The sequence below is a fragment of the Bradyrhizobium sp. IC3123 genome, assembly GCF_020193625.1.
Lineage (GTDB): Bacteria > Pseudomonadota > Alphaproteobacteria > Rhizobiales > Xanthobacteraceae > Bradyrhizobium > Bradyrhizobium yuanmingense.
This window is the reverse complement of sequence record NZ_JADYVF010000002.1, coordinates 77,884-100,057: the sequence shown is the minus strand read 5'-3', so window position 1 is coordinate 100,057 and position 22,174 is coordinate 77,884. Positions and strand designations below refer to the sequence as shown.

Below are 22,174 nucleotides of genomic sequence, written 5' to 3'. Positions count from 1 at the left end.
CTAGATGCCCCAGGGAAGGCGGATGGTGGCGCTCGCGGTGGCCGCGATGCCTTCCTCGCGGCCGGTGAAGCCGAGCCGCTCGCTGGTGGTCGCCTTCACTGCGATGCGCGAGATGTCGACGCCGGAGATCTCGGCGATGCGCGCCCGCATGGTGTCGCGCAACGGGCCGATCTTCGGCCGCTCGCAGATCAGCGTGACCTCGAGATTGGCGACGCGGCCGCCGCGCGCTGCGACGCGCTCGATGGCATATTTCAGGAACTGGTCGGAGGAGGCGCCCTTCCACTTCGCATCGCTCGGCGGGAAGTGCGAGCCGATGTCGCCGTCGGCGAGAGCGCCGAGAATTGCGTCGACCAGCGCATGCAGGCCGACATCGCCGTCGGAATGAGCCAGGAAACCCTTGGTGTGCGGCACGCGCACGCCGCAGATCATGACATGGTCGCCTTCGCCGAAGGCGTGCACGTCGTAGCCGGTGCCGGTCCTGATGTCGCCGAGCTGGGCGGCCAGGCGCGCTTCCTCGCGCACGAAATCCTCGGGAGTTGTGAGCTTCATGTTGGCAACATCGCCTTCAAAGGTTGCAACCGTCAATCCTGCCCATTCGGCAATCGCGGCATCGTCGGTGAAATCCGAGCGTCCATCCCTTGCCGCACGACGATGCGCCTCGAGGATGACGTCGAAACGAAAGGATTGCGGCGTCTGTGCGATCCGCAAGGAAGCGCGCTCCGGCGTGGCCTCGACGTTGCCGCTTTCGCCGGTGACCTTGATGGTGTCGGTGACGGCAACGGTGGGGATCGCAGCGCCGGTGCGGCTCGCCGCCTCGATCGCGCGCGAGATCACGCCTTCCGAGACGAAGGGGCGCGCGGCGTCGTGGATCAGCACGATGTCCGGATTGTGCTTGGCCAGCGCTTCGAGGCCGGCGAGCACCGAAGCCTGCCGCGTCGCGCCGCCATTGGTCGGTGGCTCGTGCCTGAGCCCTGCGACCGCTGCGGTGAACATGGCGCTGTCGTCGGGGTTCACCACCGGCTGCACCGCGAACACCTCGGTGTGACCGCTGAAGGCTTCCATGGCGCGGCGGATCACGGCCACGCCGCCGATCTCGCGATATTGCTTCGGCCCGCCGGCGCCGGCGCGCAGTCCACGCCCGGCTGCGACGAGGACGACCGCGGTGCGCTGTGATTTCGCCATAGGACTCAAATACTCAATTGCTAATGAAAGAGCAGGGGTGATTTGCCGGCATGCCTCTAGCACGGCAGGCCCGCAAAAAAAGGGGGTTTCCCCGGATTGTGGGAAACAGCATTTTGCTGCACTGCACTTGAAAGATCTACAGAACTGTCTAAACTGTAGGCATGACGCTTGACTGCACAAGAATTGTGCGCAAGATAGATCATGGCAGGCGCGATGAGGCCCTGCCCAGTCAACGGGACCCCTGTGACCGGCTCGGCAGTATCAGGCTCTAAGCCGTTGAAAATAGGCGATATTGAAGTCGCCACCCCGGTCTTCCTGGCGCCGATGTCGGGTGTGACTGACTCGCCCGTCCGCCGGCTGGCCGCCGAGCTTGGGGCTGGTCTCGTTGTGTCTGAAATGACCGCGAGCGATGAGCTCGCCAATGGCCACCGGATGTCCCGGTTGCGCTGCGAAGCCACTGGCATCGGCCCGCATGTGGTCCAGCTCGCCGGCTGCGAGATGCATTGGATGGCCGAAGGCGCCCGGATCGCCGAAGCGGAAGGCGCCGATATCATCGACATCAACATGGGCTGTCCCGCCCGACACGTCACCGGCGGCCAGTCCGGCTCGGCCTTGATGCGCGACCTCGACCACGCCGTCAGCCTGATCGAAGCGACGATCGCGGCGGTGAAGGTGCCGGTGACGCTGAAGATGCGCCTCGGTTGGGACGACCGCAGCCGCAACGCGCCGGAGCTGGCGCGACGTGCCGAGGCCGCTGGAATCAAGCTCGTCACCGTGCACGGCCGCACCCGCTGCCAGTTCTACAAGGGCGAGGCCGATTGGGATGCGATCCGCGCCGTGCGCGAGGCCACCTCCCTTCCGCTCGTCGTCAACGGCGACATCACCTCCTACGAGAAGGCGCTGGCGGCATTGGACGCCTCGGGCGCCGACGCCGTGATGATCGGCCGCGGCGCGCAGGGCCAGCCCTGGCTGCCGGGCCAGATCGGCCGCCGTCTGAACGGCGGGGCCGAGGAAGCCGTGCCCTCGCTCCAGACGCAGCTGCATTATGTCCGCACGCTCTATGACGGCGTTTGTGCGCTCTATGGCCTGCGCATCGGACTGAGGCACGCCCGCAAGCATCTTGGCTGGGCGCTCGACGTCGCAGCGCAGGCGAGCCGTGCGCCGGCCGAGAAGCTGAAATCCTGGCGGCAGAAGATCCTGGTCTCGGAGGATCCGCGCCTCGTTCACGATGCACTGCAAGACGCCTTCGACGACTTCGCATGGAGCGCTGCTGCATGAGTTCAGCCGCTGAACATCGTCGGCCGCTTCAGTCCGACAGCGACGCAATCCTGGATGCTTTGCCCAACCCCGTGCTCATGATCGGGCCCGACGGCAAGATCGTCGCCGCCAACATCGCCACCGAGGCCTTCTTCGAGATCTCCACGCAATTCCTGAAGCGGCAGTCGCTAAAGGAGCTGGTGCCGTTCGGCAGCCCGTTGCTGGCGCTGATCGACCAAGTGCGCTCCTCGAACGCGCCGGTCAACGAATACAAGGTCGATCTCGGCACGCCGCGCATGGGCGGCGATCGCCAGGTCGACCTGCACGTGGCTCCACTCACCGAGCGGCCCGGCCATATCGTCGTGATGCTGCAGGAGCGCACCATCGCCGACAAGATGGATCGGCAGCTCACCCATCGCAGCGCAGCGCGCTCGGTGATAGCGCTAGCAGCAATGCTCGCGCATGAAATCAAGAATCCGCTTTCGGGCATTCGCGGCGCAGCGCAGCTGCTCGAGCAGCAGGCCTCGTCCGAGGACCGCATGCTGACGCGGCTGATCTGCGACGAGGCCGACCGCATCGTGACGCTGGTCGACCGCATGGAGGTGTTCGGCGACGAGCGCCCCGTGGTGCGCGGCCCCGTCAACATCCATTCGGTGCTCGATCACGTCAAGCGGCTGGCCCAGTCGGGCTTTGCCCGCAACATCCGCTTCGTCGAGGATTACGATCCCTCGCTGCCGCCGGTGCTGGCGAACCAGGACCAGCTAATCCAGGTGTTCCTCAATCTCGTGAAGAACGCCGCCGAAGCGCTGATCGACGTGCCCGATGCCGAGATCCAGCTCACCACCGCGTTCCGACCCGGTGTGCGCCTGTCAGTCCCCGGTCAAAAATCGCGGGTATCCCTTCCGCTCGAATTCTGTGTGAAGGACAACGGACCCGGCGTGCCCGACGATCTTCTGCCCAACCTGTTCGATCCCTTCGTGACCACCAAGCAGACCGGCTCGGGTCTCGGCCTTGCGCTGGTCGCCAAGATCGTCGGCGATCACGGGGGCATCATCGAATGCGAATCTCAGCCGCGCAAGACCACTTTCCGCGTGCTGATGCCGATGTATTCCACATCGGTCAAACACGCCGATCAAAGCAGTCGCGACGGCTCTGCCGGGAAGTCGTCGCCTGCGTCACAGGGGGCAAAATGAGGATCAACGATGCCCGCAGGTAGCATTCTCGTAGCCGATGACGATACCGCCATCCGCACCGTTCTCAATCAGGCACTGTCCCGCGCCGGTTACGAAGTGCGGCTGACCGGCAATGCCGCAACGCTGTGGCGCTGGGTCAGCCAGGGCGAGGGCGATCTCGTCATCACCGATGTGGTGATGCCGGACGAAAACGCCTTCGACCTGTTGCCGCGGATCAAGAAGATGCGGCCGAACCTGCCCGTCATCGTCATGAGCGCGCAGAACACCTTCATGACGGCGATCCGCGCCTCCGAGCGCGGGGCTTACGAATATCTGCCAAAGCCCTTCGACCTGAAGGAACTGATCGCCATCGTCGGCCGCGCGCTCGCCGAGCCGAAGGAGCGGACCTCGTCGCCGGACGAGGACGCCGAGATGGAGGCGATCCCGCTGGTCGGCCGCTCGCCGGCGATGCAGGAAATCTACCGCGTGCTGGCGCGCCTGATGCAGACCGATCTCACCGTGATGATCACGGGTGAGTCCGGAACCGGCAAGGAACTGGTGGCGCGAGCGCTGCACGATTACGGCAAGCGCCGCAACGGCCCCTTTGTCGCGGTCAACATGGCGGCGATCCCGCGCGATCTCATCGAGTCCGAATTGTTCGGCCACGAACGCGGTGCCTTTACCGGCGCCAACACCCGCGCCTCCGGCCGGTTCGAGCAGGCCGAGGGCGGCACGCTGTTCCTCGACGAGATCGGCGACATGCCGATGGAGGCGCAGACCCGCCTGCTGCGCGTGCTGCAGCAGGGCGAATACACCACCGTCGGCGGCCGTACCCCGATCAAGACCGACGTGCGCATCGTCGCGGCGTCCAACAAGGACCTGCGCGTGCTGATCCAGCAGGGCCTGTTCCGCGAAGACCTGTTCTTCCGCCTCAACGTCGTCCCGCTGCGGCTGCCGCCCTTGCGCGAGCGCATCGAGGACCTGCCGGATCTCGTGCGGCACTTCTTCACGCTGGCCGAGAAGGACGGTCTGCCGCCGAAGAAGCTCGACACGCTGGCGCTGGAGCGGCTGAAGCAGCACCGCTGGCCCGGCAACGTGCGCGAGTTGGAAAACCTCGCCCGGCGGCTCGCCGCGCTCTATCCGCAGGACGTGATCACGTCCTCCGTCATCGACGGCGAGCTCGCGCCGCCCTCGGTCAGCCCGGGGGCTGCGGTCCAGCAGGGGGTCGACAATCTCGGCGGCGCCGTGGAGGCGTATCTGTCCTCGCACTTCCAGGGCTTCCCGAACGGCGTGCCGCCGCCTGGCCTCTATCACCGTATCCTCAAGGAGATCGAGGTGCCGCTGCTCACGGCCGCGCTCGCCGCCACGCGTGGCAACCAGATCCGCGCCGCGGACCTGCTCGGCCTCAACCGCAACACGCTGCGGAAGAAGATCCGGGATCTCGACATCCAGGTGTATCGGAGCGGGGGCTGACTTTCTTGCGACGAACGCCAAACGCGCTAGCGCGGACCGGTGGCTCAGCTCCCCCTACCAAGGCAGAGCTGAGCCTGTCCGGATCGCGCTGGCCGTTGTGGCTGACGCGGTGAGCACAAGTCCTGACGGGACTCTAATGTTCCGCCCGCACATTCAAATTGGTCGTCGGCCGCAGCGCGGCCATTGCGCCTATCTGACCAGTCCGCCGGAGGCTGGCACCACGCTCGCGACATTCAGCGGCGGCTGCTGAAGGCCGAGGCCGTTGACCAGGAGGTCGGCGGCCACGATCAGCAGCAGAACGGCCGAAACCATCGTCGCGAGAAAGATCCTATCCATGCGGATTAAGCCGGGACGGCGGGAATCCGTTCCGCCCAGGCGGCATGTGCCTGTGGATTGCGCGGGTCCGCCAGGGCGAACACGCCGCGGAATTGTCGCAATTCGGCAACAATGTGGTACGAATACATCAGTATCCGCGCGTCCGCGGACCCGTTTTCAGCACCGCCATTGCCGGAATGACCAGCGCAGATACCTCGGCCGCACACTTTGACACGGCCCCAGCGGAAGAGCCCCGGCGCTGGTCGGTGCGACGCTGGCTGGCGCCCTTTGCCGTCGCGCTCGCGCTGCTGTCGGCTTTCCTGACCTTCCTGGTCCTGACGGGTCTGAGCACGATCGAGCCGACGCCCGGGGTGGTCCGCACATTCTATCTGATCAATGCCGCCACGATCCTGCTGCTGGTCGGGATCATTATCCGGGAACTCTGGCAGCTCATCCTGGCGCGGCGGCGGGGCAGGGCGGCGGCGCGTCTCCACGTCCAGATCGTCAGCCTGTTCTCGATCGTGGCGGTGCTGCCGGCGGTGCTGGTCGCCGTCGTCGCCAACGTCACCATCGAGCGCGGCCTCGACCGGCTGTTCTCCGGGCCGACCAAGGAGGTGATCCAGAACTCGCTGACGATCGCGCGGGCCTACATGCAGGACCATGCGCAGCTGATCCGCGGCGACATTCTCGGCATGGCCAACGACATCGCCCATGCCCGGCCGCTCTACGACCAGGACCGCCGCTCGTTCCGCGAGATGCTGACGGCGAGCGCCGCGTCGCGCAACCTGCCGGGCGCGATGATCATCGACAAGAACACCAACATCCTGGAATCCGCCGACACCGGCATGCGGCTCGCTTATTCGCCGCCCGCGCCGGACTTTCTCAGCAACGTCAACGAGAACGAGCCCGAGATCGCGGTGCTCCCCGATGCGAGCTTCGTTGCCGCGGTGATCCGCCTGCGCGCCTTCAACGACACCTTCCTCTATGTCGCCAGGCCGCTTGATCCGAATGTCGTCAATCAGCTCAAGCAGACCGAGGTCAGCGTCGCCGAATACGCCCAGATCGAATCGCGCAGGCTCGGCATCCAGGTCGCCTTCGCGCTGATGTTCGCGGTGATCGCGCTGACCATTCTCATGGCTTCGGTGCTGATCGGTCTCAACTTCGCCAACTCGCTGGTCTCGCCGATCCGGCGGCTGATGAACGCGGCACATACAGTTTCGACCGGCGACCTGCACGTCCAGGTGCCCGTGCACCAGTCGGAGGGCGATCTCGCCCAGCTGGGCGAGACCTTCAACAAGATGACGCAGGAATTGCGCAGCCAGCGCGACGAGCTGGTCAATGCCAGCGACCTCATCGACAGCCGCCGCCGCTTCATCGAGGCGGTGCTGTCATCCGCGAGCGCCGGCATCATCGGCGTCGACGCGTCCGGCAGCGTCGGCATCCTCAACCGCTCCGCAGAGAAACTGATCGGGCACTCCGAAGCCGAGACGCTCGGCCATCCGCTCTCCGACGTGCTGCCCGAGCTCGACGAGATGATGAAGACGGCGCGGGAAGGCACCCAGCGCCTGGTGCAGGGCCAGATCACGATCACCCGCGACGGCACCGAGCGCAACCTGTCGGTCCGCGTCAGCGCCGAGAAGAACCAGCCGCATGACAGCTACATCATCACGCTCGACGACATCACCGAGCTGGTCTCGGCGCAGCGTACCTCGGCCTGGGGCGACGTGGCGCGCCGCATCGCGCATGAGATCAAGAATCCGCTGACGCCGATCCAGCTCTCGGCCGAGCGCATCCGCCGCAAGTTCGGCAAGGACATCACAGAGACCAAGGACAAGCAGATCTTCGACCAGTGCACCGATACCATCGTCCGCCAGGTCGACGACATCAGGCGCATGGTCGACGAGTTCTCGCGCTTTGCGCGGATGCCGAAGCCCGTGATGGAAGGCGAGGACGTCGCCGACACGGTGCGCCAGGCCGTGTTCCTGATGAAGGTCGCCCATCCCGAAATCGACATCGAGGCCGAGTTCAGGCAGGATCCGCTGCGCGCCCAGTTCGATCGGCGCCTGATCTCGCAGGCGGTCACCAACATCGTCAAGAACGCCACCGAGGCCATCGAGCAGGTCCCGCCCGAGGAGCTCGGCAAGGGGCGTATCGACGTCGTGGTGTCGCGCGAGGGCGACGACGTGCTGATCGACGTCATCGACAACGGCATCGGCCTGCCCAAGGTCGCGCGCTCGCGTCTGCTCGAGCCCTACGTTACCACGCGTGCCAAGGGCACCGGGCTGGGGCTTGCGATCGTCGGGCGCGTGCTGGAAGACCATGGCGGGCGGATCGAGCTGAAGGACGCCTCAGACTTCCGCCCAGGCCAGCGCGGCGCCTGGATGCGCATGCGCTTTGCCGTGTCGGGGCAACCCGCGAAGTCCGCGACAACAGAGCAAGTGCCGACGGTCAACGACGCGACTGGGACAACCTCCAAGCCCGACATCACGCAAACGGCGACGGAATCCGTCGCGACCCAGGCAACAAAAGAGCCGGCCGCCGGAACCAAAGAGCCGGCTGAAAAGACCAATGATTCAACCAAAATCGAAGCCTCAACAGGCAGCTGACAAGACAGGCGCGATCCATGGCAAGTGAAATTCTGATTGTCGATGACGAAGCCGATATTCGCGATCTCGTTGCAGGCATTCTCGAAGACGAGGGGTTCGTCACCAGGACCGCGCGTGACAGCGACACGGCGCTCGCCGAGATCGCCAATCGCAGGCCGCATCTGGTGTTTCTCGACATCTGGCTGCAAGGCTCCAAGCTCGACGGCCTGCAGCTCCTGGAGCAGGTCAAGAAGGACAATGCCGATCTGCCCGTCGTGATGATCTCCGGCCACGGCAACATCGAGACCGCGGTCGCCGCGATCAAGCGCGGCGCCTACGACTTCATCGAGAAGCCGTTCAAGGCCGACCGCCTCATCCTGGTCGCGACCAGAGCGCTGGAGAACTCGCGGCTGAAGCGCGAGGTCAAGGAGCTGAAGCAGCTCGCCCCGAGCGCCAGCCAGCTCGTCGGCCGCTCGCCCAGCATGAACCAGCTGCGCCAGACCATCGAGCGGGCGGCCAAGGCCAACAGCCGCATCCTGATCGTCGGCCCCGCCGGCGCCGGCAAGGAGCTGACCGCGCGCACGCTGCATACCGCTTCGGGCCGCGCCGACGGTCCGTTCGTCGTCATCAACGCCGCCGCGATCACGCCCGAGCGAATGGAGCATGAGCTGTTTGGCGTCGAGCAGTCCAATGGCGAGCAACCGCGCAAGCCCGGCGCGCTCGAAGAGGCGCATGGCGGCACGCTGTTCATCGACGAGATCGCGGATATGCCGCGCGAGACCCAGAACAAGATCCTGCGCGTGCTGGTGGAGCAGTCGTTCCAGCGCGTCGGCGGCACCGCCAAGGTGCAGGTCGACGTGCGCATCATCTCATCGACCGCCCGCAATCTCGAGGAGGAGATCGCGGCCGGCCGTTTCCGCGAGGACCTCTACCACCGGCTCTCGGTGGTGCCGATCCGCGTGCCCGCACTGTCGGAGCGGCGCGAGGACATTCCGGAACTGATCGATTATTTCATGGAGCAGATCTCGGCCGGCAGCGGCCTGCCCAAGCGCCAGATCGGTCAGGACGCAATGGCGGTGCTGCAATCGCATGTCTGGCCCGGCAATGTGCGCCAGCTCCGCAACAACGTTGAAAGAGTCATGATTCTGGCCGCCGGCGGGCCGGAAGTCATCATCACCGCCGACATGCTGCCGCAGGATGTCGGCTCGATGGTGCCGGCGATGCCGACCAGCAACAATGGCGAGCACATCATGGGCCTGCCGCTGCGCGAAGCACGCGAGGTGTTCGAGCGCGACTATTTGATTGCACAGATCAGCCGTTTCTCAGGAAATATTTCTCGAACGGCCGAGTTCGTTGGCATGGAACGTTCGGCCTTGCACCGGAAGTTGAAAGCGCTCGGCGTCGGCTAATGCTGCGACGCTGCGGCGGCATCTCGGGAATAGGCAAAGAAAATCATCGATTTCCGTAATTTTTCGGGGCAATAGGGCCACGCCTGCCGCTTCAAGCGGCTTGCCTAATATCCCGACCTGTCCTCTAATCGAACCGCTGTTCCTTCCGAGGGGGATCTCATGAAGGACGGCAACCGGAGGAAGCCCCGAACTCCACAAAGAGGGCCGCATCCGGCGCAATAAAAAGAAACTCAAAGCGAGAAAAAAACAATGGCGGCAGACCGCGCACAAAACCTACAGGACACCTTCCTTAATCACGTTCGCAAAACCAAGACGCCACTGACGATCTTTCTGGTCAACGGAGTGAAGCTCCAGGGCATCGTGACCTGGTTCGACAATTTCTGTTTGCTGCTTCGGCGCGACGGTCATTCGCAGCTGGTCTACAAGCATGCGATTTCGACCATCATGCCGGGCGCTCCGATTCAGTTGTTCGAAGGCGGCGAGGACCAGCCGGCTTGAGAGTGACCTGATTGGAACCCCGGAATTTCGACGGGGATGCCGACCGTCCGCGGTCGGCAGGGGCTACGCAGACGGGGCGGGTGCTTGTCATCGGCCCCTACTTGCGCGTGCGCGCGGGCAGCGCCGACGCGCAATCGGAGACTCATGCTTTGCGCGATACCGAGGCCCGGCTCGATGAAGCCGCGGGCCTCGCACGTGCGATCGATCTCGTCATTGCCGATGCCATCGTCGCGCCGGTCAGCCAGATCCGCCCCGCGACCTATATCGGCAAAGGCAAGGTCGAGGAGATCGCCGGGCTGATCAAGACCCTCGAGGTCGAGCTCGTGGTGATGGATTGCGCATTGTCGCCGATCCAGCAGCGCAATCTCGAAAAGGAATGGCATGCCAAGGTGCTCGACCGCACCGGGCTCATTCTCGAAATCTTCGGCCGCCGCGCCAAGACCCGGGAAGGCTCGCTGCAGGTCGAGCTTGCGCATCTCAACTACCAGCGTTCGCGCCTGGTGCGCTCCTGGACCCATCTCGAACGCCAGCGCGGCGGTTTCGGCTTCATGGGCGGCCCCGGCGAGACGCAGATCGAGGCCGACCGCCGCCTGATCCAGGAGCGCATCTCCAAGCTGGAGAGCGAGCTGAAAAAGGTGCAGGCGACGCGGCGTCTGCATCGCGCCGGCCGTCAACGCGTGCCGTATCGTGTCGTCGCGCTGGTCGGCTACACCAATGCCGGCAAGTCGACGCTGTTCAATCGCCTGACCCGCGCCGACGTGCAGGCGGCCGACATGTTGTTTGCGACGCTCGATCCCACCTTGCGGGCGCTCAACCTGCCGCATGGCGGCAAGGCGATGCTCTCGGATACCGTCGGCTTCATCTCCAACCTGCCGACGCAGCTCGTCGCCGCCTTCCGCGCCACGCTGGAGGAGGTGCTGGAAGCCGATGTCATCCTGCATGTCCGCGACATCTCGCATGAAGATGCCGAGGCGCAGCAGAGCGACGTCGATGCGGTGCTGCGCCAGCTCGGCATCAACCCTGATGATTCCGGCCGCATCATCGAGGTCTGGAACAAGATCGACCGTTTCGACCCCGAGCAACGCGAAGAGCTGCTCAACATCGTCGCGCGCAGGCCGGAGGATCATCCGGCGATGCTGGTCTCAGCCGTGTCGGGCGAGGGCGTCGACGCTCTGCTCGCCGCGATCGAGCAGCGGCTCGCGGCGAAACGGACAACGCTCGATCTCTCCATCGACGCCGCAGACGGCGCCGGCATCAGCTGGCTGCACCGCAATGCCGAGGTGCTGTCGAAGGAGCTGCACGAGGGCCGCTTCGACATGACCGTGCGGGTGGACGAGACCAAGCGGGATATCGTGGTGAACAGGTTCGACGCCGTGCCACATCTGCCGGCGTGAGGCCGGCGCGCATCTGGACTACGCGGTTCGCGTCTCCGAAGTCACCTTCGTCTCCACTTTCGCGGCATTCCACAGCGCATCCATCTCCGCCAGCGACGCCTGCTCGAGCGTCCGACCCTGCGCCTCCAGTGCCCGCTCGATATAGGCAAAACGGCGCTCGAATTTTGCATTCGTCGCGCGGAGCGCAGCCTCCGGATCGGCATCGACATGGCGGGCGAGGTTGACGAGGGCGAACATGAGGTCGCCGGTCTCTTCCGCAATCTCCTGCTTGTCGTTGCGGTCCAATGCCGCCTCGATCTCGTCGACCTCCTCGCGGATCTTGTGCAGCACCGCGCGCGGGTCGTTCCAGTCGAAGCCGACGGTGGAGGCCTTGCGCTGCAGCTCCATCGCACGCGTCAGCGCGGGCTGGCCGGCCTTCACGCCCGAGAGCAGCGACTTGTGCGTCGGCGCCTCCTCCGGCGGCCGGCGCGCGGCGCGTTCGGCTTTCTCCTCCGCCTTGATGCGGTCCCAGACTTCCTTGACGTGGGAGGAGGCGAGATTGCCGTCCTTGTCGGCGAAGACGTGGGGATGACGGCGGATCATCTTGCGGGTGATGGCCAGGACCACGTCACCAAAATTGAACGCGTTCTGCTCAGAAGCCATCTGGGCGTGGAACACCACCTGGAGCAGGAGATCGCCAAGCTCCTCTCTGAGATCGTCGAGATCGCCGCGGGTGATGGCGTCGACCACCTCATAGGCTTCCTCGATCGTGTAGGGCGCGATCGTCGAAAAATCCTGCTCGAGGTCCCAGGGGCAGCCGGTCACCGGCGTGCGCAGCGCCGCCATGATCTCAATCAGGCGGGAAATGTCGCGGGAAGGGGTCATTGCCGGGCAGTCTCCTGGGATCCAGAGCCTTATGCCAAAAGCGGGCCTCCGATCCCAGCACAAGGCGGCGGAACTGGCCGATTTCCACCGATTGGCGGGCAAGTCGTGCGATGCTAAAGCGCGGGCCATGAGTGATGCATTTTCCTCACAAACCGCGCTGGTGCTGTTCTCCGGCGGCCAGGATTCCACCACCTGCCTCGCCTGGGCGCTGAGCCGCTTCGCCCGCGTGGAGACGCTGGGGTTCGAGTACGGCCAGCGCCACGCCATCGAGCTTGCCTGCCGCGACCGCCTGCTCGACGGCATCAAGGGCCTGCGCGCCGATTGGGCCGCAAGGCTCGGCGAGAGCCACACGCTGTCGATCCCGACGCTGGCGGCCGTCTCCGAGACGGCGCTGACCTGCGACGTCGCGATCGCGATGGGCGCGGACGGCCTGCCGAACACCTTCGTGCCGGGCCGCAACCTCGTGTTCCTGACCTTTGCGGCGGCGCTGGCCTACCGGCGCGGCATCAGCCACATCGTCGGCGGCATGTGCGAGACCGATTATTCCGGCTATCCCGATTGCCGTGACGAGACCGTCCGCGCCATGCAGGCCGCGCTCTCGCTCGGCATGGCCAAGCAGTTCGAGCTGCACACGCCACTGATGTGGATCGACAAGGCCGCGACCTGGCGGCTCGCGCATGACCTCGGCGGCGACGGCCTCGTCGATCTCATCCGCGAGCACTCCCACACCTGTTATCTCGGCGAACGCGGCGCACGGCACGATTGGGGCTACGGCTGCGGCGAGTGCCCGGCCTGCAGTTTGCGGGCGAAGGGGTGGAACGAGTACGTGGCGGGACGGTAAGCTCGCTCTGTCGTCATTGCCAGGAGCCCTTGCGACGAAGCAATCGAGACTGCCACTGCGGAGGGATTCTGGATTGCTTCGCTGCGCTCGCAATAACGAGAGGCAACAGCTAACCAAAATCCTCCGGCCTGAGCTCGATCGGCTTGCCGTGCGGCGTGCGATCGGCGGCGTGGTCCCACGCATTCCGATAGCGGTGCAGCGTCTCCATCGACGCGACGCCCTTGCGGGCGACGAGGCCCTCCAGCGTGGCGAGCCAGTGCAGATAGTAGGTCTCGCCGGTATCAGGGTCGCCGGCGGCCTGGGCGCGCTTGATCTCGTCTGCGAGTGCTGCGGCCCATTCCGGCCAGGTGAATACGCCGCGCTCGTGCAGGCTCAAGGCCATCGCGAAGGCATGCGCCTCCCAGGGCGCTCGGAACACCGGGCCGTCGTCGTCGCACGGAATGCTCGGGATCGCCGCCGTCGCGGCGGCCGCAAGCGCGCTGCTCATCACGCCGGATCCAGATAGGGCTCGAACGCGTCGATCGAGACCTTCAGCGTGGGATCGCCGTCCTCGCCCCAGAGATCGCGGCCCTCGAACACCACGGTGTAGAGCCATTGCGGGTTCTCCCCGCGCTCCATCGCCGCCGTGTCAGGAAACACGTGACAGCCATGGTTCAGCTCGACCACGCCGACATGGCCACGGACATAGCGCGGCAGCCGCGTGTGCGTGGCTGGATGAATATTCCTGGCGCGGACGCGATCGCCGATGTTGAATTTCGCCGGAGCCGGGGCAGGGCGGCCGAACTTGCCGCGCACCATCACGCGCTCGACATTGGCGCGGTCGAACTTGCCGTGCTTGAGCGCCTTTGCAGGCTGCATCGCATGGCCGGCAGCGACCTCCTCGCGGGTGAGATAGCCCTTGTCGATCAGCATCTCCTCGAGCCCGAGAAACCATTTCTTGTAATAAGAGCTCGAGAGATAGACGTGCGGCGGCAAGGTCTCGCGATAGAAGCGCGAGGTGTCGATGTTGAAGGCGCCGGCCGCGCCCATCGCGCGCACCATGGCCAGCACGCGCGACTCCCATTCCTCGTGAAACATCGGCTCGTTCGGCTCAGGCTCGACCTTGCCGAACCCGTCCATGCCGCCCATGTCGTGCACGCCGTTCACGACGGTGCGCCCGGCGTCTTGGGGAAACCGGTGCCGATCATGGAGTCGCGCGTCACGAGCTCGGCGAGCTGCTCCTCGCTCCAGCCTTCCGTGCCCGCGGGGCGCATCGGCAGCACCAGGAAGCGCGTCTCGGCGGTGGAATCCCACACCCGGATCTCGGTGTCCTTCGGCAGCGCGACGCCGAAATCGGCGAGCACGCCGCGCGGGTCCTTCACCGCGCGCGAGCGGTAGGGCGCGGCCTTGTACCAGACCGGCGGCAGCCCGAGCATTTCCCAGGGGTAGCAGGAGCACAGTGTGCACACGACCATGTTGTGCCGCTCGGGCGTGTTCTCGACCACGACGAGATGATCGCCGACGCGGCTGACATGGCCGAGCGTGCCGATCGCCTTGGAGCCGTCCTGCAGCAGCGCCGTCTTGAACGCCGGATCGGTCCAGGCTTTGGCGACCACGCGCGCGCCATTGTGCGGGCCGATCTTGGTCTCATAGGCCTGGATGATAGCGTCGAGCGCAGCCGGCTCGACATAGCCTTTTTCGGTCAGGATCGTCTCGAGCGCGCGCACGCGCAGCTCGGTCTCGGACAGCTCGGAATGATCGTGATCGTGGTGATGATGGTCGTGATCTTGGCTCATGCGGCGGAAGATAGGCGCAATGGCTAGGGGCTGTCGAGGGCTCGTTGCAGTGCAGTCCTGGCACGTATGCGTGAGGGCAGTTGTGCGCTAGCATCCCGCAAACATCGTGGAGATGATGGTGACCGACTACGTGAAGATCGAGAAGGGTCTCGGGCCGGAGGGGCGGATCGCGGTCGTGCGCTTCGACCGCGGCGACGGCATCAACGCGCTCTCGCCGGAGGCGCTGCGCCAGCTCACGGCGGCCGCGCGCAGCTTCGAGGACGATGCAGCGACCTCGGTCGTTGTGCTGACCGGCAGCTCGGGCGCCTTCAGCGCCGGCTTCGATCTCAAGGACGCTGAGGGACGCTCGCGCAAGGAGATGGACCTCGGCGCGCTGCGGCGGCACCTCAAGCTCGGGCCGCGCCTGACGCACGTCTGGCAAGAGATGGAACAGATCACCATCGCCGCGATCGAAGGCTTTTGCGTCGGCGGCGGCGTCGCCCTCGCGGTGGCGCTCGATTTCCGGGTGATGGGGCGCGATGCGCATCTGCGCGTGCCCGAGATCGGGCTCGGCATGAATATGAGCTGGCAGAGCATCCCGCGCATGCTGCATCTGATTGGGCCGGCCCGCACCAAGCAGGCGGTGATCCTAGCCGACCAGCGTATCAGCGCGGACGAGGCCTATGAATGGGGGCTCGTCGAGCAGGTGGCGGATCCCGGCCATGCGCTCGATGCCGCCATGGAGCTTGCCCGCAAGGTTGCCGCGCAGCCGCCGCTGTCCGTCGCCATGACCAAGCTGACCGTCAACCGGCTCGCGCATGCGCTGGACGACCTTGCGAGCCACATGGATGTCGATCAGTTCGCGCTCGCCAGCCTCAGCGAGGACCACAAGGAGGGCGTGGAGGCGTTCCTGACGCGCCGCAAGCCGCGGTTCCGGGGTCGGTGATCACAGCGCCGATAGTCGGCGGATAATCTTCTCCGCCTGGAGGCGATCGGGAAAACTTCCTCCAAGTCCTCCCAAATATCTGAGATTGCAAGGAAGACCAGAAAGAGCGAAGGTGCGTGCTGCGGTGCAGCGCGCTCGATTGAGCCCTCGTCGCCATTCTCACCCCGTCGCAGACGCGACCGGTTCCCATGTGCCCTGGGCATCTGGGTGACCGAGCTATCGTGCATGAAGGCCATCTCCATGAATGCCCGCCAATCGCTCGCGATCGGACGACCGATCGAAACGATCGAAGCGATTTCACCCGCGCTCGCCGTGCCGCACGCGATGGTCCGTTTCGCCGGCATCTCCAAGACCTATCCGGCCTATCGCGGCAAGCCCGGCGTCAACGCGCTGCAAGACATCGACTTCGCCATTCCGCGCGGCTCCGTCACCGGCGTGATCGGCCGCTCCGGCGCCGGCAAGTCGAGCCTGGTCCGGCTCATCAACGGCCTGGAGAAGCCGACCACGGGCCGTGTGATCGTCGACGGCCGCGATATCTCGGCCTTGGCCGGCCGCGAGCTGCGGCTGGCGCAGCGCTCGATCGGCATGATCTTCCAGCATTTCAACCTGCTGTCCTCGCGCACCGCGGCCGACAACATCGCGCTGCCGCTGGAGATCGCCGGTTGGACCAAGACCGACATCAAGGCCCGCGTCGCCGAGCTGCTCGCGCTGGTCGGCATCGCCGACAAGCACGACCGCTATCCTTCCGAACTGTCCGGCGGCCAGAAGCAGCGCGTCGGCATCGCCCGCGCCCTGGCGACGCGGCCGAGCGTGCTGCTGTCGGACGAGGCGACCTCGGCACTCGATCCGCAGACCACGCGCGCGATCCTCGATCTGCTTGCGAACATCAACCGCGAGCTCGGCGTGACCATCGTGCTGATCACGCATGAGATGTCCGTGGTGCGCCAGCTCGCCAAGGAGGTGGTGGTATTGGACGCCGGCCGCGTCGTCGAGAGTGGCCACGTCGCCGACATCTTCACGCAGCCAAGACATCCGATCACGCAGTCCTTCCTGGCCGAGGTGATCGGCGACAGCCTGCCGGTCTCGCTGGCGAGCCGAATCGTTTCGACGCAGCCTGCCGGCGGGCAGGCCGTGATCCGGATCCAGGTGCGCGGGGCAGGGGCCGGCGATACCGTGGTGGCCCGCCTCGCGCGTGAGCTAGCCCTCGACGTGTCGCTGCTGTCGGCGCGCATCGACGAGATTGGCGGCCAGCATGTCGGCTCGCTGACGCTCGGAATTCCCGGCGGCGAGGACGCGGTGATGCGGACGCTCGCCTGGCTCTCTCGATATCAATTCTCGGCGGAGCGTCTCGGCTATGTCGCCTGAACTCATCAACCTGATCGTCCAGGCTACCTTCGAAAGCCTGTACATGGTCGGCATCGCGGCGCTGCTCGGCACCGCGTTCGGCCTGCCGCTCGGCGTGTTCCTGGCCACCAGCCGCAAAGGCGAGCTGTTCGCGGCGCCCATCGTCAATCGCGTGCTCGGCATCGTCGTCAATGCGACGCGCTCGACGCCCTTCATTATCCTCGTCGTCGCCATCATCCCGTTCACGCGCCTCGTTGCCGGCACCTCGATCGGCTCGACCGCCGCTATCGTGCCGCTGACCATCGCCTCGACGCCGTTCATCGCGCGCCTCGTCGAGGCTGCGATCCGCGAGGTCGACGGCGGCCTGATCGAGACTGCGTCCTCGTTCGGCGCTTCGCCCCTTCAGATCGTGCTCAAGGTCCTGATCCCGGAGGCGCTGCCCGGCCTGCTGCTGGCGCTGACGCTCGCGGTGGTCAGCCTGCTCGGCTATTCCGCGATGGTCGGCGCAGTCGGCGGCGGCGGCCTTGGCGATCTCGGCATCCGCTACGGCTATCAGCGCTTCATGCCGGAGATGATGCTGGCCGTCGTAGTCGTGCTGATCGCACTGGTGCAGATAGTCCAGAGCGCCGGCGATTACCTGGCGCGCCGGGTCAACCGCCGGCTGCGGCATCGCTGAATCCGGTCAGGCGGCACACCTCGCGCGACGCAGCGTCTGCGAGGGCAGCTCGCCGAAGTGACGCTTGTAGTCGAGCGAGAACTGGCTGAAGTGCCAGAAGCCGTGCTGCACCGCGACGTCGTAGACCGAGGTCTCGTTGACGGCGCCCTTGAGATCGCGCCGCACACGGTTCAGCCGCATCGCGCGCCAATAGTGCATCGGGCTCGTGCCCAAAACCTCCTGGAAGCAATAGCCGAGCTTGCGCGGGCTGGCGCCGACGGCCTTGCAGACCTCCAGCAGCGAGAGCGAGCGATCGCCCCTGCCATGCATCAGCTCGCGGGCACGATCCACGGTTCGCTTCCGAGCCGCCGCACCGCGGCCGGGATCGCTCGGACGTGCGGTCGGCAGCATGTCCATGATTTCGACGAGGAGGGCGTCTTCCAGGGCCTGCCTCGCCGCCGGATCGTTGAACGTTGCCGGAGCGGTCGTGATCGTCGCTTGAATGGCGGCCAGATGCGCCCGCAGCCGCGCGACCGGCGCTTCCGCCATTTCGATCACCTGCAGCCGGTGCCACGCGGTGCGCGGCAGCTCGATGTCGAGCCGGGCGGCGAGCTCTGCGATCAACACCGTGCTGGCAACGACGCCGCGCAGCTCGAAGGCCTTCGGGGTACACATGTCGATCTCGGCGTCGATGCTGGCGAGGACGCGGGCGCCGCTGGCACCGGTCCCGTTGAAGCTGAGCTCGCCGTCGCCGTGCCAGGGCAGGCCGATGCCAAAACTGTCGGCGCCAAGCTGGCCATATTGGCGGACCTGCTGGCTGGTGATCTCGCAGAACACCTCCAGCCGCGGCAAGGAGAGTTGCGTGAAACTGCCCCGGAACGCGCCGGCGCTGATCTGATCGTAGCTCAGCCGCCAGCGGCCGAGGCTTGCGCAATGCTCATCGACATCCGTGCTGTTCGCCTGGAGCAAGCAGGCAGCCGAGTCTTGAATCGGAAGAGTTGCCCTTAAGGCCATGGCAATACGTCGAAATCCTTGAGTCCAGCACCGAGCAGGAACCACGCCAGACTGGCACGGCCATGAGCGCTGTCCAGCAAAATATTGCCGGATCTCGATAACGCCTGACAGCGCCGCGGTGCAGGCTTCCGTCCTGCCGCTCCGACATCGCTGCCGGGACGGCGCTTCGCGGAGGGATCGAGATGCGACCGACCGATGTCATGCGCGGCAGCCCGCCCGTACCCGAGGCTCAGGTGACGCGAGCCAATTGGCGCAGCTTTCCCGCGATCCGCTGGGGTTTCACCCACACCCGCGAAGTGCTGCCGACCGCAGAGATCCGCCGCTCCGCCCGGCCGACGCCGATGAGAAGCGCCCCGCGCGAACTGGCAAAGCTCGGCTTCACCGGGCCTGATGGCAACGCGACCACGATCGAGTGCGCGCTGCGCGAAACCTTTGCCGACACGCTCCTCGTGATGCATCAGGGTACGCTGATCCATGAATGGTACGGTGACGGCATGAGCGCGACCACGCCGCATCTGATCTGCTCGATCAGCAAGGCGATCGCTGGCACGCTCGGCGGCGTGCTGGCCGCGCGCGGCCTGGTCGATCCGGAGGCGAGGGTGCTGCGCTACGTGCCGGAGCTGGAGACATCGGCCTACGCCGGCTGCACCGTCCGCAACCTGCTCGACATGGCCGTCGCCATCAAGTTCGAGGAGGATTACGAGGACCCCGCCGGCGACCTCGCGCGCTATCGGTTCTCCTCGGGCTGGGACGTGCCGCCGCCGGACGTCGAGCCCAGCCATCAGCGCGCTTATCTGACGACGCTGCGCGGCAGCGGCAAACCGCACGGCAAGGTGTTCCACTACGTCTCGCCCAATACCGAGGTGCTCGGCTGGCTCTATGAACGCGCTTGTGGGATGCCCTACCATCTTATTCTCTCCGAGTTTCTGTGGCAGCCCCTGGGCGCGGAGGAGGACGGCTCTCTCACACTCGATAGCCACGGCATGGGCCGTATTGCCGGCGGCATCTCGGTCACGGCGCGCGATCTCGTCCGCTTCGGCGAGATGATCCGCTGCCGCGGCGTCGTCGAGGGCCGGCAGGTGGTGCCGGGCTGGTGGATCGACGATATCCGCGAGAACGGTGATCCCAAGGCGTGGGCCGATGGCGACCTCGCCGAGTTCTTCCCGGGCGCGCGCTACCGCAGCAAATGGTTCACCATCGATCCTTCGCGCAACGCGCTCACCGCGATCGGCATTCACCGCCAGCAACTCTATGTCGACCTCGACTCCGACACCGTCATCGTCAAGCTCGCAACACAGCCCAAGGCGATGGACGTGTCGATCGACCAGCGCTGGTTTGCTGCCTTCCGCGCCATCACCGCACATCTCGCCTGATATTTGGACGTCCTCATGCTTGAAACCACCAAAGCCCAACCGCGAGCGCAGACCGCGACACCGCATCCGCTCGATCCGCTGACGGCCGACGAGATCACCGCGGCTTGCGCCTCGGTGCGGGCGGCGGCCACTTCAGCGGAGAACTGCCGTTTCCCGACGGTGCGGCTGGAGGAGCCGACCAAGCAGGAGCTGGCTTCAGGCGAGGTGGGACGCCGCGCCTTCGCGTTGACGCTCGACGTCGCCACGGGCGAGGCGATCGAGCATATCGTCGACCTCGGCCGCGGCGAGATCGTCGGCCGCAAGGTCGTGCCGAACCGCGAGGCGCCCTATGGGCAGCCGCCGGTGATGCTGGAAGAGTTGTTCAAGTGCGATGCCGTGGTGAAGGCCGATCCCGCTTGGCGGGCGGCGATGGTTCGGCGCGGGCTGACCGACAAGGACATCGAGCTGGTCCAGGTCGACCCGTTCTCCTCCGGATTCTTCGACAAGGAGTTCGAGCGCGGCGCCCGCATTGTCCGGGCCGTCAGCTATTTTCGCGAGCATCTCCAGGACAACGGCTACGCCCATCCGATCGAGGGCGTGGTCGCTGTGGTCGACCTCATCGGGCGCAAGATCATCGAGCTCACGGATGAAGATCCGATCGTGCCGATTCCGCGCAAGAAACGGAACTACGGCGCGCATGAGGTGCCAAACCCGCGCACCGACATCAAGCCGCTGCATATCGAGCAGCCGGATGGGCCGAGCTTCAAGGTCGACGGCTGGAAAGTCGACTGGCAAAAATGGAGCTTCCGCGTCGGATTCACGCCGCGCGAGGGCCTCGTGCTGCATCAGCTCGCCTACCAGGACGGCGCGCGTAAGCGGTCGCTGATCCACCGCGCCAGCGTTACCGAGATGGTGGTGCCTTACGCCGATCCGACCGCTAGCCACTTCTGGAAGTCGGCCTTCGATGCCGGCGAATACGGGCTCGGCATGCTCGCCAACGCGCTGGAGCTGGGCTGCGACTGCCTCGGCAACATCCACTATTTCGACGTGCCTGCCGCCGACAACAAGGGCGAGCCCTTCGTCATGCAGAACGCGATCTGCATGCATGAGGAGGACTACGGGATTGCCTGGAAGCACTACGAGTTTCGCAACGGCCTGTTCGAGGTGCGGAGATCCCGGCGGCTCGTGATCTCGTTCTTCGCCACCGTCGGCAATTACGATTACGGCTTCTACTGGTATCTCTATCAGGACGGCACGATTCAGCTGGAGACGAAACTCACCGGCATCATCCAGACCGCCGCGGTGCGGCCGGGCGAAAAGTACCGATGGGGCGGCATGGTCGACGATAATCTCGGCGGCCCCACGCACCAGCACTTCTTCAACGTCCGCCTGCATATGGATCTCGACGGCGGCGGTAACACGGTGACGGAGCACGAGTTCGTGCCGCGGCCCTGGGGCGACGACAATCCGCACGGCAACGTGTTCGACACCACCACGCGCGTGCTGTCGCGCGAGCGCGACGCCGCAGCGGTCGCCAATGGCGAGACCGGCCGATTCTGGAAGATCAGTAATCCGAACGAGATCAACTCGGTCGGCGGTGCACCGGCCTACAAGCTCGTCGTCAATCCCAGCCCGCTGATGCTGGCCCAGGAGGGTAGTTACGTGCGCAAGCGCGGCGGCTTTGCCACAAGGCATATCTGGGTGACTGCATTCGATCCGGCCGAGAAATATGCCAGCGGCGACTATCCCAACGTTCACGCCGGCGGTGACGGCCTGCCGCGCTATGCCGCGCAGAATCGCAATATCGAGAATGCCGACATCGTGGTGTGGCACTCCTTCGGCCACACCCATGTCTGCAAGCCCGAAGACTTCCCGATCATGCCGGTGGAATATGCCGGCTTCGTGTTGAAGCCAACCGGATTCTTTGCGGCGAATGCGGCTGGCGACCTTCCGCCGGACCGCAACAGCCGCAGCGTGCTGGCTGGCGAGAAGAGCACGACCTGTTGTCACGCGGACCGGACGTGACCTTCATCCGCTCCCACCCCTGGCTTTGGTCGCAACACTGATTGCGCGACGCGGCCGTCGCACGCGGTCGGGTCCTGACACACTGACAGAAACA

At 65.6% G+C, this 22,174-nt stretch carries 20 protein-coding genes; 13 read left to right on the top strand and 7 right to left on the bottom strand.

Annotation, left to right across the window (positions count from 1 at the left end):
• A complete protein-coding gene (locus I6F20_RS05855) occupies positions 1-1,182 on the bottom strand; it encodes a bifunctional 2-C-methyl-D-erythritol 4-phosphate cytidylyltransferase/2-C-methyl-D-erythritol 2,4-cyclodiphosphate synthase (protein ID WP_225125416.1) in 1,182 nt (393 codons plus the stop codon).
• A 276-nt stretch (positions 1,183-1,458) separates the two neighbouring features.
• Between I6F20_RS05855 and dusB the strand changes: the two genes are divergently transcribed.
• From dusB to ntrC, 3 genes are read left to right on the top strand one after another with little or no spacing between them, the layout of a single operon-like run.
• Positions 1,459-2,460, top strand: coding sequence for a tRNA dihydrouridine synthase DusB (dusB, locus tag I6F20_RS05850; RefSeq protein ID WP_085968735.1), 1,002 nt, complete (start codon positions 1,459-1,461; stop codon positions 2,458-2,460).
• The gene (locus I6F20_RS05845) at positions 2,457-3,632 is read left to right on the top strand and encodes a two-component system sensor histidine kinase NtrB (RefSeq protein ID WP_035999469.1); all 1,176 of its coding nucleotides are present in this window, start codon (positions 2,457-2,459) and stop codon (positions 3,630-3,632) included. Before dusB ends, I6F20_RS05845 begins: the two co-directional genes overlap by 4 nt.
• 9 nt (positions 3,633-3,641) lie before the next feature.
• Positions 3,642-5,084 (top strand): nitrogen regulation protein NR(I), encoded by a 1,443-nt coding sequence (gene ntrC, locus I6F20_RS05840; RefSeq protein WP_035999368.1) that lies wholly within the window; start codon positions 3,642-3,644, stop codon positions 5,082-5,084.
• 189 nt (positions 5,085-5,273) lie between these two features.
• Here ntrC and I6F20_RS05835 read toward each other — a convergent pair whose 3' ends face one another.
• Positions 5,274-5,420, bottom strand: coding sequence for a hypothetical protein (locus I6F20_RS05835; RefSeq protein WP_167361662.1), 147 nt, complete (start codon positions 5,418-5,420; stop codon positions 5,274-5,276).
• Positions 5,421-5,596: 176 nt separating this feature from the next.
• Here I6F20_RS05835 and I6F20_RS05830 point away from each other — a divergent pair, with 176 nt between their 5' ends.
• From I6F20_RS05830 to hflX, 4 genes are all read left to right on the top strand, one after another.
• Entirely contained in the window at positions 5,597-8,005 is a 2,409-nt protein-coding gene (locus I6F20_RS05830; RefSeq protein ID WP_109145803.1) for a sensor histidine kinase, read from the top strand.
• Positions 8,006-8,022: 17 nt separating this feature from the next.
• Positions 8,023-9,393, top strand: a complete 1,371-nt coding sequence (gene ntrX, locus I6F20_RS05825) for a nitrogen assimilation response regulator NtrX (RefSeq protein WP_036039494.1) — start codon at positions 8,023-8,025, stop codon at positions 9,391-9,393.
• Between the two features lie 249 nt (positions 9,394-9,642).
• Positions 9,643-9,891 carry an RNA chaperone Hfq gene (gene hfq, locus I6F20_RS05820; protein WP_007591126.1) on the top strand — a complete coding sequence of 83 codons (249 nt, stop codon included), beginning with the start codon at positions 9,643-9,645 and terminating at the stop codon, positions 9,889-9,891.
• A gap of 11 nt (positions 9,892-9,902) precedes the next feature.
• Positions 9,903-11,285, top strand: coding sequence for a GTPase HflX (gene hflX, locus I6F20_RS05815; protein WP_225125413.1), 1,383 nt, complete (start codon positions 9,903-9,905; stop codon positions 11,283-11,285).
• A gap of 18 nt (positions 11,286-11,303) precedes the next feature.
• Here the strand turns inward: hflX and mazG are convergent, their stop codons facing one another.
• Positions 11,304-12,149: a nucleoside triphosphate pyrophosphohydrolase gene (gene mazG / locus I6F20_RS05810; protein ID WP_225125412.1), complete on the bottom strand. Its 846-nt coding sequence runs from the start codon at positions 12,147-12,149 to the stop codon at positions 11,304-11,306.
• A gap of 127 nt (positions 12,150-12,276) precedes the next feature.
• Here mazG and queC point away from each other — a divergent pair, with 127 nt between their 5' ends.
• A complete protein-coding gene (gene queC, locus I6F20_RS05805; RefSeq protein WP_225125410.1) occupies positions 12,277-12,990 on the top strand; it encodes a 7-cyano-7-deazaguanine synthase QueC in 714 nt (237 codons plus the stop codon).
• Positions 12,991-13,099: 109 nt separating this feature from the next.
• Here the strand turns inward: queC and I6F20_RS05800 are convergent, their stop codons facing one another.
• From I6F20_RS05800 to nthA, 3 genes are read right to left on the bottom strand one after another with little or no spacing between them, the layout of a single operon-like run.
• Entirely contained in the window at positions 13,100-13,477 is a 378-nt protein-coding gene (locus I6F20_RS05800) for a nitrile hydratase accessory protein (protein WP_036028031.1), read from the bottom strand.
• Positions 13,477-14,136 carry a nitrile hydratase subunit beta gene (gene nthB / locus I6F20_RS05795; protein WP_057029182.1) on the bottom strand — a complete coding sequence of 220 codons (660 nt, stop codon included), beginning with the start codon at positions 14,134-14,136 and terminating at the stop codon, positions 13,477-13,479. The genes I6F20_RS05800 and nthB overlap by 1 nt, the downstream gene beginning before the upstream one ends.
• Positions 14,133-14,765 carry a nitrile hydratase subunit alpha gene (gene nthA / locus I6F20_RS05790; protein WP_035999337.1) on the bottom strand — a complete coding sequence of 211 codons (633 nt, stop codon included), beginning with the start codon at positions 14,763-14,765 and terminating at the stop codon, positions 14,133-14,135. Before nthA ends, nthB begins: the two co-directional genes overlap by 4 nt.
• A 118-nt stretch (positions 14,766-14,883) precedes the next feature.
• Between nthA and I6F20_RS05785 the strand changes: the two genes are divergently transcribed.
• From I6F20_RS05785 to I6F20_RS05775, 3 genes are all read left to right on the top strand, one after another.
• Complete coding sequence (locus I6F20_RS05785) at positions 14,884-15,690, top strand: enoyl-CoA hydratase/isomerase family protein (RefSeq protein WP_225125408.1); 807 nt, start codon at positions 14,884-14,886, stop codon at positions 15,688-15,690.
• Between the two features lie 225 nt (positions 15,691-15,915).
• A complete protein-coding gene (locus I6F20_RS05780) occupies positions 15,916-17,055 on the top strand; it encodes a methionine ABC transporter ATP-binding protein (protein ID WP_225125406.1) in 1,140 nt (379 codons plus the stop codon).
• Positions 17,045-17,710 (top strand): methionine ABC transporter permease, encoded by a 666-nt coding sequence (locus I6F20_RS05775; protein WP_057029183.1) that lies wholly within the window; start codon positions 17,045-17,047, stop codon positions 17,708-17,710. Before I6F20_RS05780 ends, I6F20_RS05775 begins: the two co-directional genes overlap by 11 nt.
• Before the next feature lie 6 nt (positions 17,711-17,716).
• Here I6F20_RS05775 and I6F20_RS05770 read toward each other — a convergent pair whose 3' ends face one another.
• The gene (locus I6F20_RS05770; protein ID WP_225125404.1) at positions 17,717-18,703 is read right to left on the bottom strand and encodes a helix-turn-helix domain-containing protein; all 987 of its coding nucleotides are present in this window, start codon (positions 18,701-18,703) and stop codon (positions 17,717-17,719) included.
• Positions 18,704-18,885: 182 nt separating this feature from the next.
• Here I6F20_RS05770 and I6F20_RS05765 point away from each other — a divergent pair, with 182 nt between their 5' ends.
• Both I6F20_RS05765 and I6F20_RS05760 read left to right on the top strand, forming a co-directional pair.
• Positions 18,886-20,076: a serine hydrolase domain-containing protein gene (locus I6F20_RS05765; RefSeq protein WP_225125401.1), complete on the top strand. Its 1,191-nt coding sequence runs from the start codon at positions 18,886-18,888 to the stop codon at positions 20,074-20,076.
• A 15-nt stretch (positions 20,077-20,091) separates the two neighbouring features.
• Positions 20,092-22,080, top strand: a complete 1,989-nt coding sequence (locus I6F20_RS05760) for a primary-amine oxidase (RefSeq protein WP_225125400.1) — start codon at positions 20,092-20,094, stop codon at positions 22,078-22,080.
• Positions 22,081-22,174 lie beyond the last annotated feature (94 nt).

Excerpts from the sequence above, each read along its gene's own strand:
- I6F20_RS05845 (WP_035999469.1), top strand. The coding sequence starts at position 2,457 with ATGAGTTCAGCCGCTGAACATCGTCGGCCGCTTCAGTCCGACAGCGAC.
- mazG (WP_225125412.1), bottom strand. The coding sequence starts at position 12,149 with ATGACCCCTTCCCGCGACATTTCCCGCCTGATTGAGATCATGGCGGCG.
- I6F20_RS05775 (WP_057029183.1), top strand. The coding sequence starts at position 17,045 with ATGTCGCCTGAACTCATCAACCTGATCGTCCAGGCTACCTTCGAAAGC.
- I6F20_RS05835 (WP_167361662.1), bottom strand. The coding sequence starts at position 5,420 with ATGGATAGGATCTTTCTCGCGACGATGGTTTCGGCCGTTCTGCTGCTG.
- hfq (WP_007591126.1), top strand. The coding sequence starts at position 9,643 with ATGGCGGCAGACCGCGCACAAAACCTACAGGACACCTTCCTTAATCAC.
- I6F20_RS05770 (WP_225125404.1), bottom strand. The coding sequence starts at position 18,703 with ATGGCCTTAAGGGCAACTCTTCCGATTCAAGACTCGGCTGCCTGCTTG.
- I6F20_RS05780 (WP_225125406.1), top strand. The coding sequence starts at position 15,916 with ATGAAGGCCATCTCCATGAATGCCCGCCAATCGCTCGCGATCGGACGA.
- ntrX (WP_036039494.1), top strand. The coding sequence starts at position 8,023 with ATGGCAAGTGAAATTCTGATTGTCGATGACGAAGCCGATATTCGCGAT.
- I6F20_RS05760 (WP_225125400.1), top strand. The coding sequence starts at position 20,092 with ATGCTTGAAACCACCAAAGCCCAACCGCGAGCGCAGACCGCGACACCG.
- ntrC (WP_035999368.1), top strand. The coding sequence starts at position 3,642 with ATGCCCGCAGGTAGCATTCTCGTAGCCGATGACGATACCGCCATCCGC.
- I6F20_RS05830 (WP_109145803.1), top strand. The coding sequence starts at position 5,597 with ATGACCAGCGCAGATACCTCGGCCGCACACTTTGACACGGCCCCAGCG.
- nthA (WP_035999337.1), bottom strand. The coding sequence starts at position 14,765 with ATGAGCCAAGATCACGACCATCATCACCACGATCACGATCATTCCGAG.
- I6F20_RS05800 (WP_036028031.1), bottom strand. The coding sequence starts at position 13,477 with ATGAGCAGCGCGCTTGCGGCCGCCGCGACGGCGGCGATCCCGAGCATT.
- queC (WP_225125410.1), top strand. The coding sequence starts at position 12,277 with ATGAGTGATGCATTTTCCTCACAAACCGCGCTGGTGCTGTTCTCCGGC.
- I6F20_RS05855 (WP_225125416.1), bottom strand. The coding sequence starts at position 1,182 with ATGGCGAAATCACAGCGCACCGCGGTCGTCCTCGTCGCAGCCGGGCGT.
- I6F20_RS05765 (WP_225125401.1), top strand. The coding sequence starts at position 18,886 with ATGCGACCGACCGATGTCATGCGCGGCAGCCCGCCCGTACCCGAGGCT.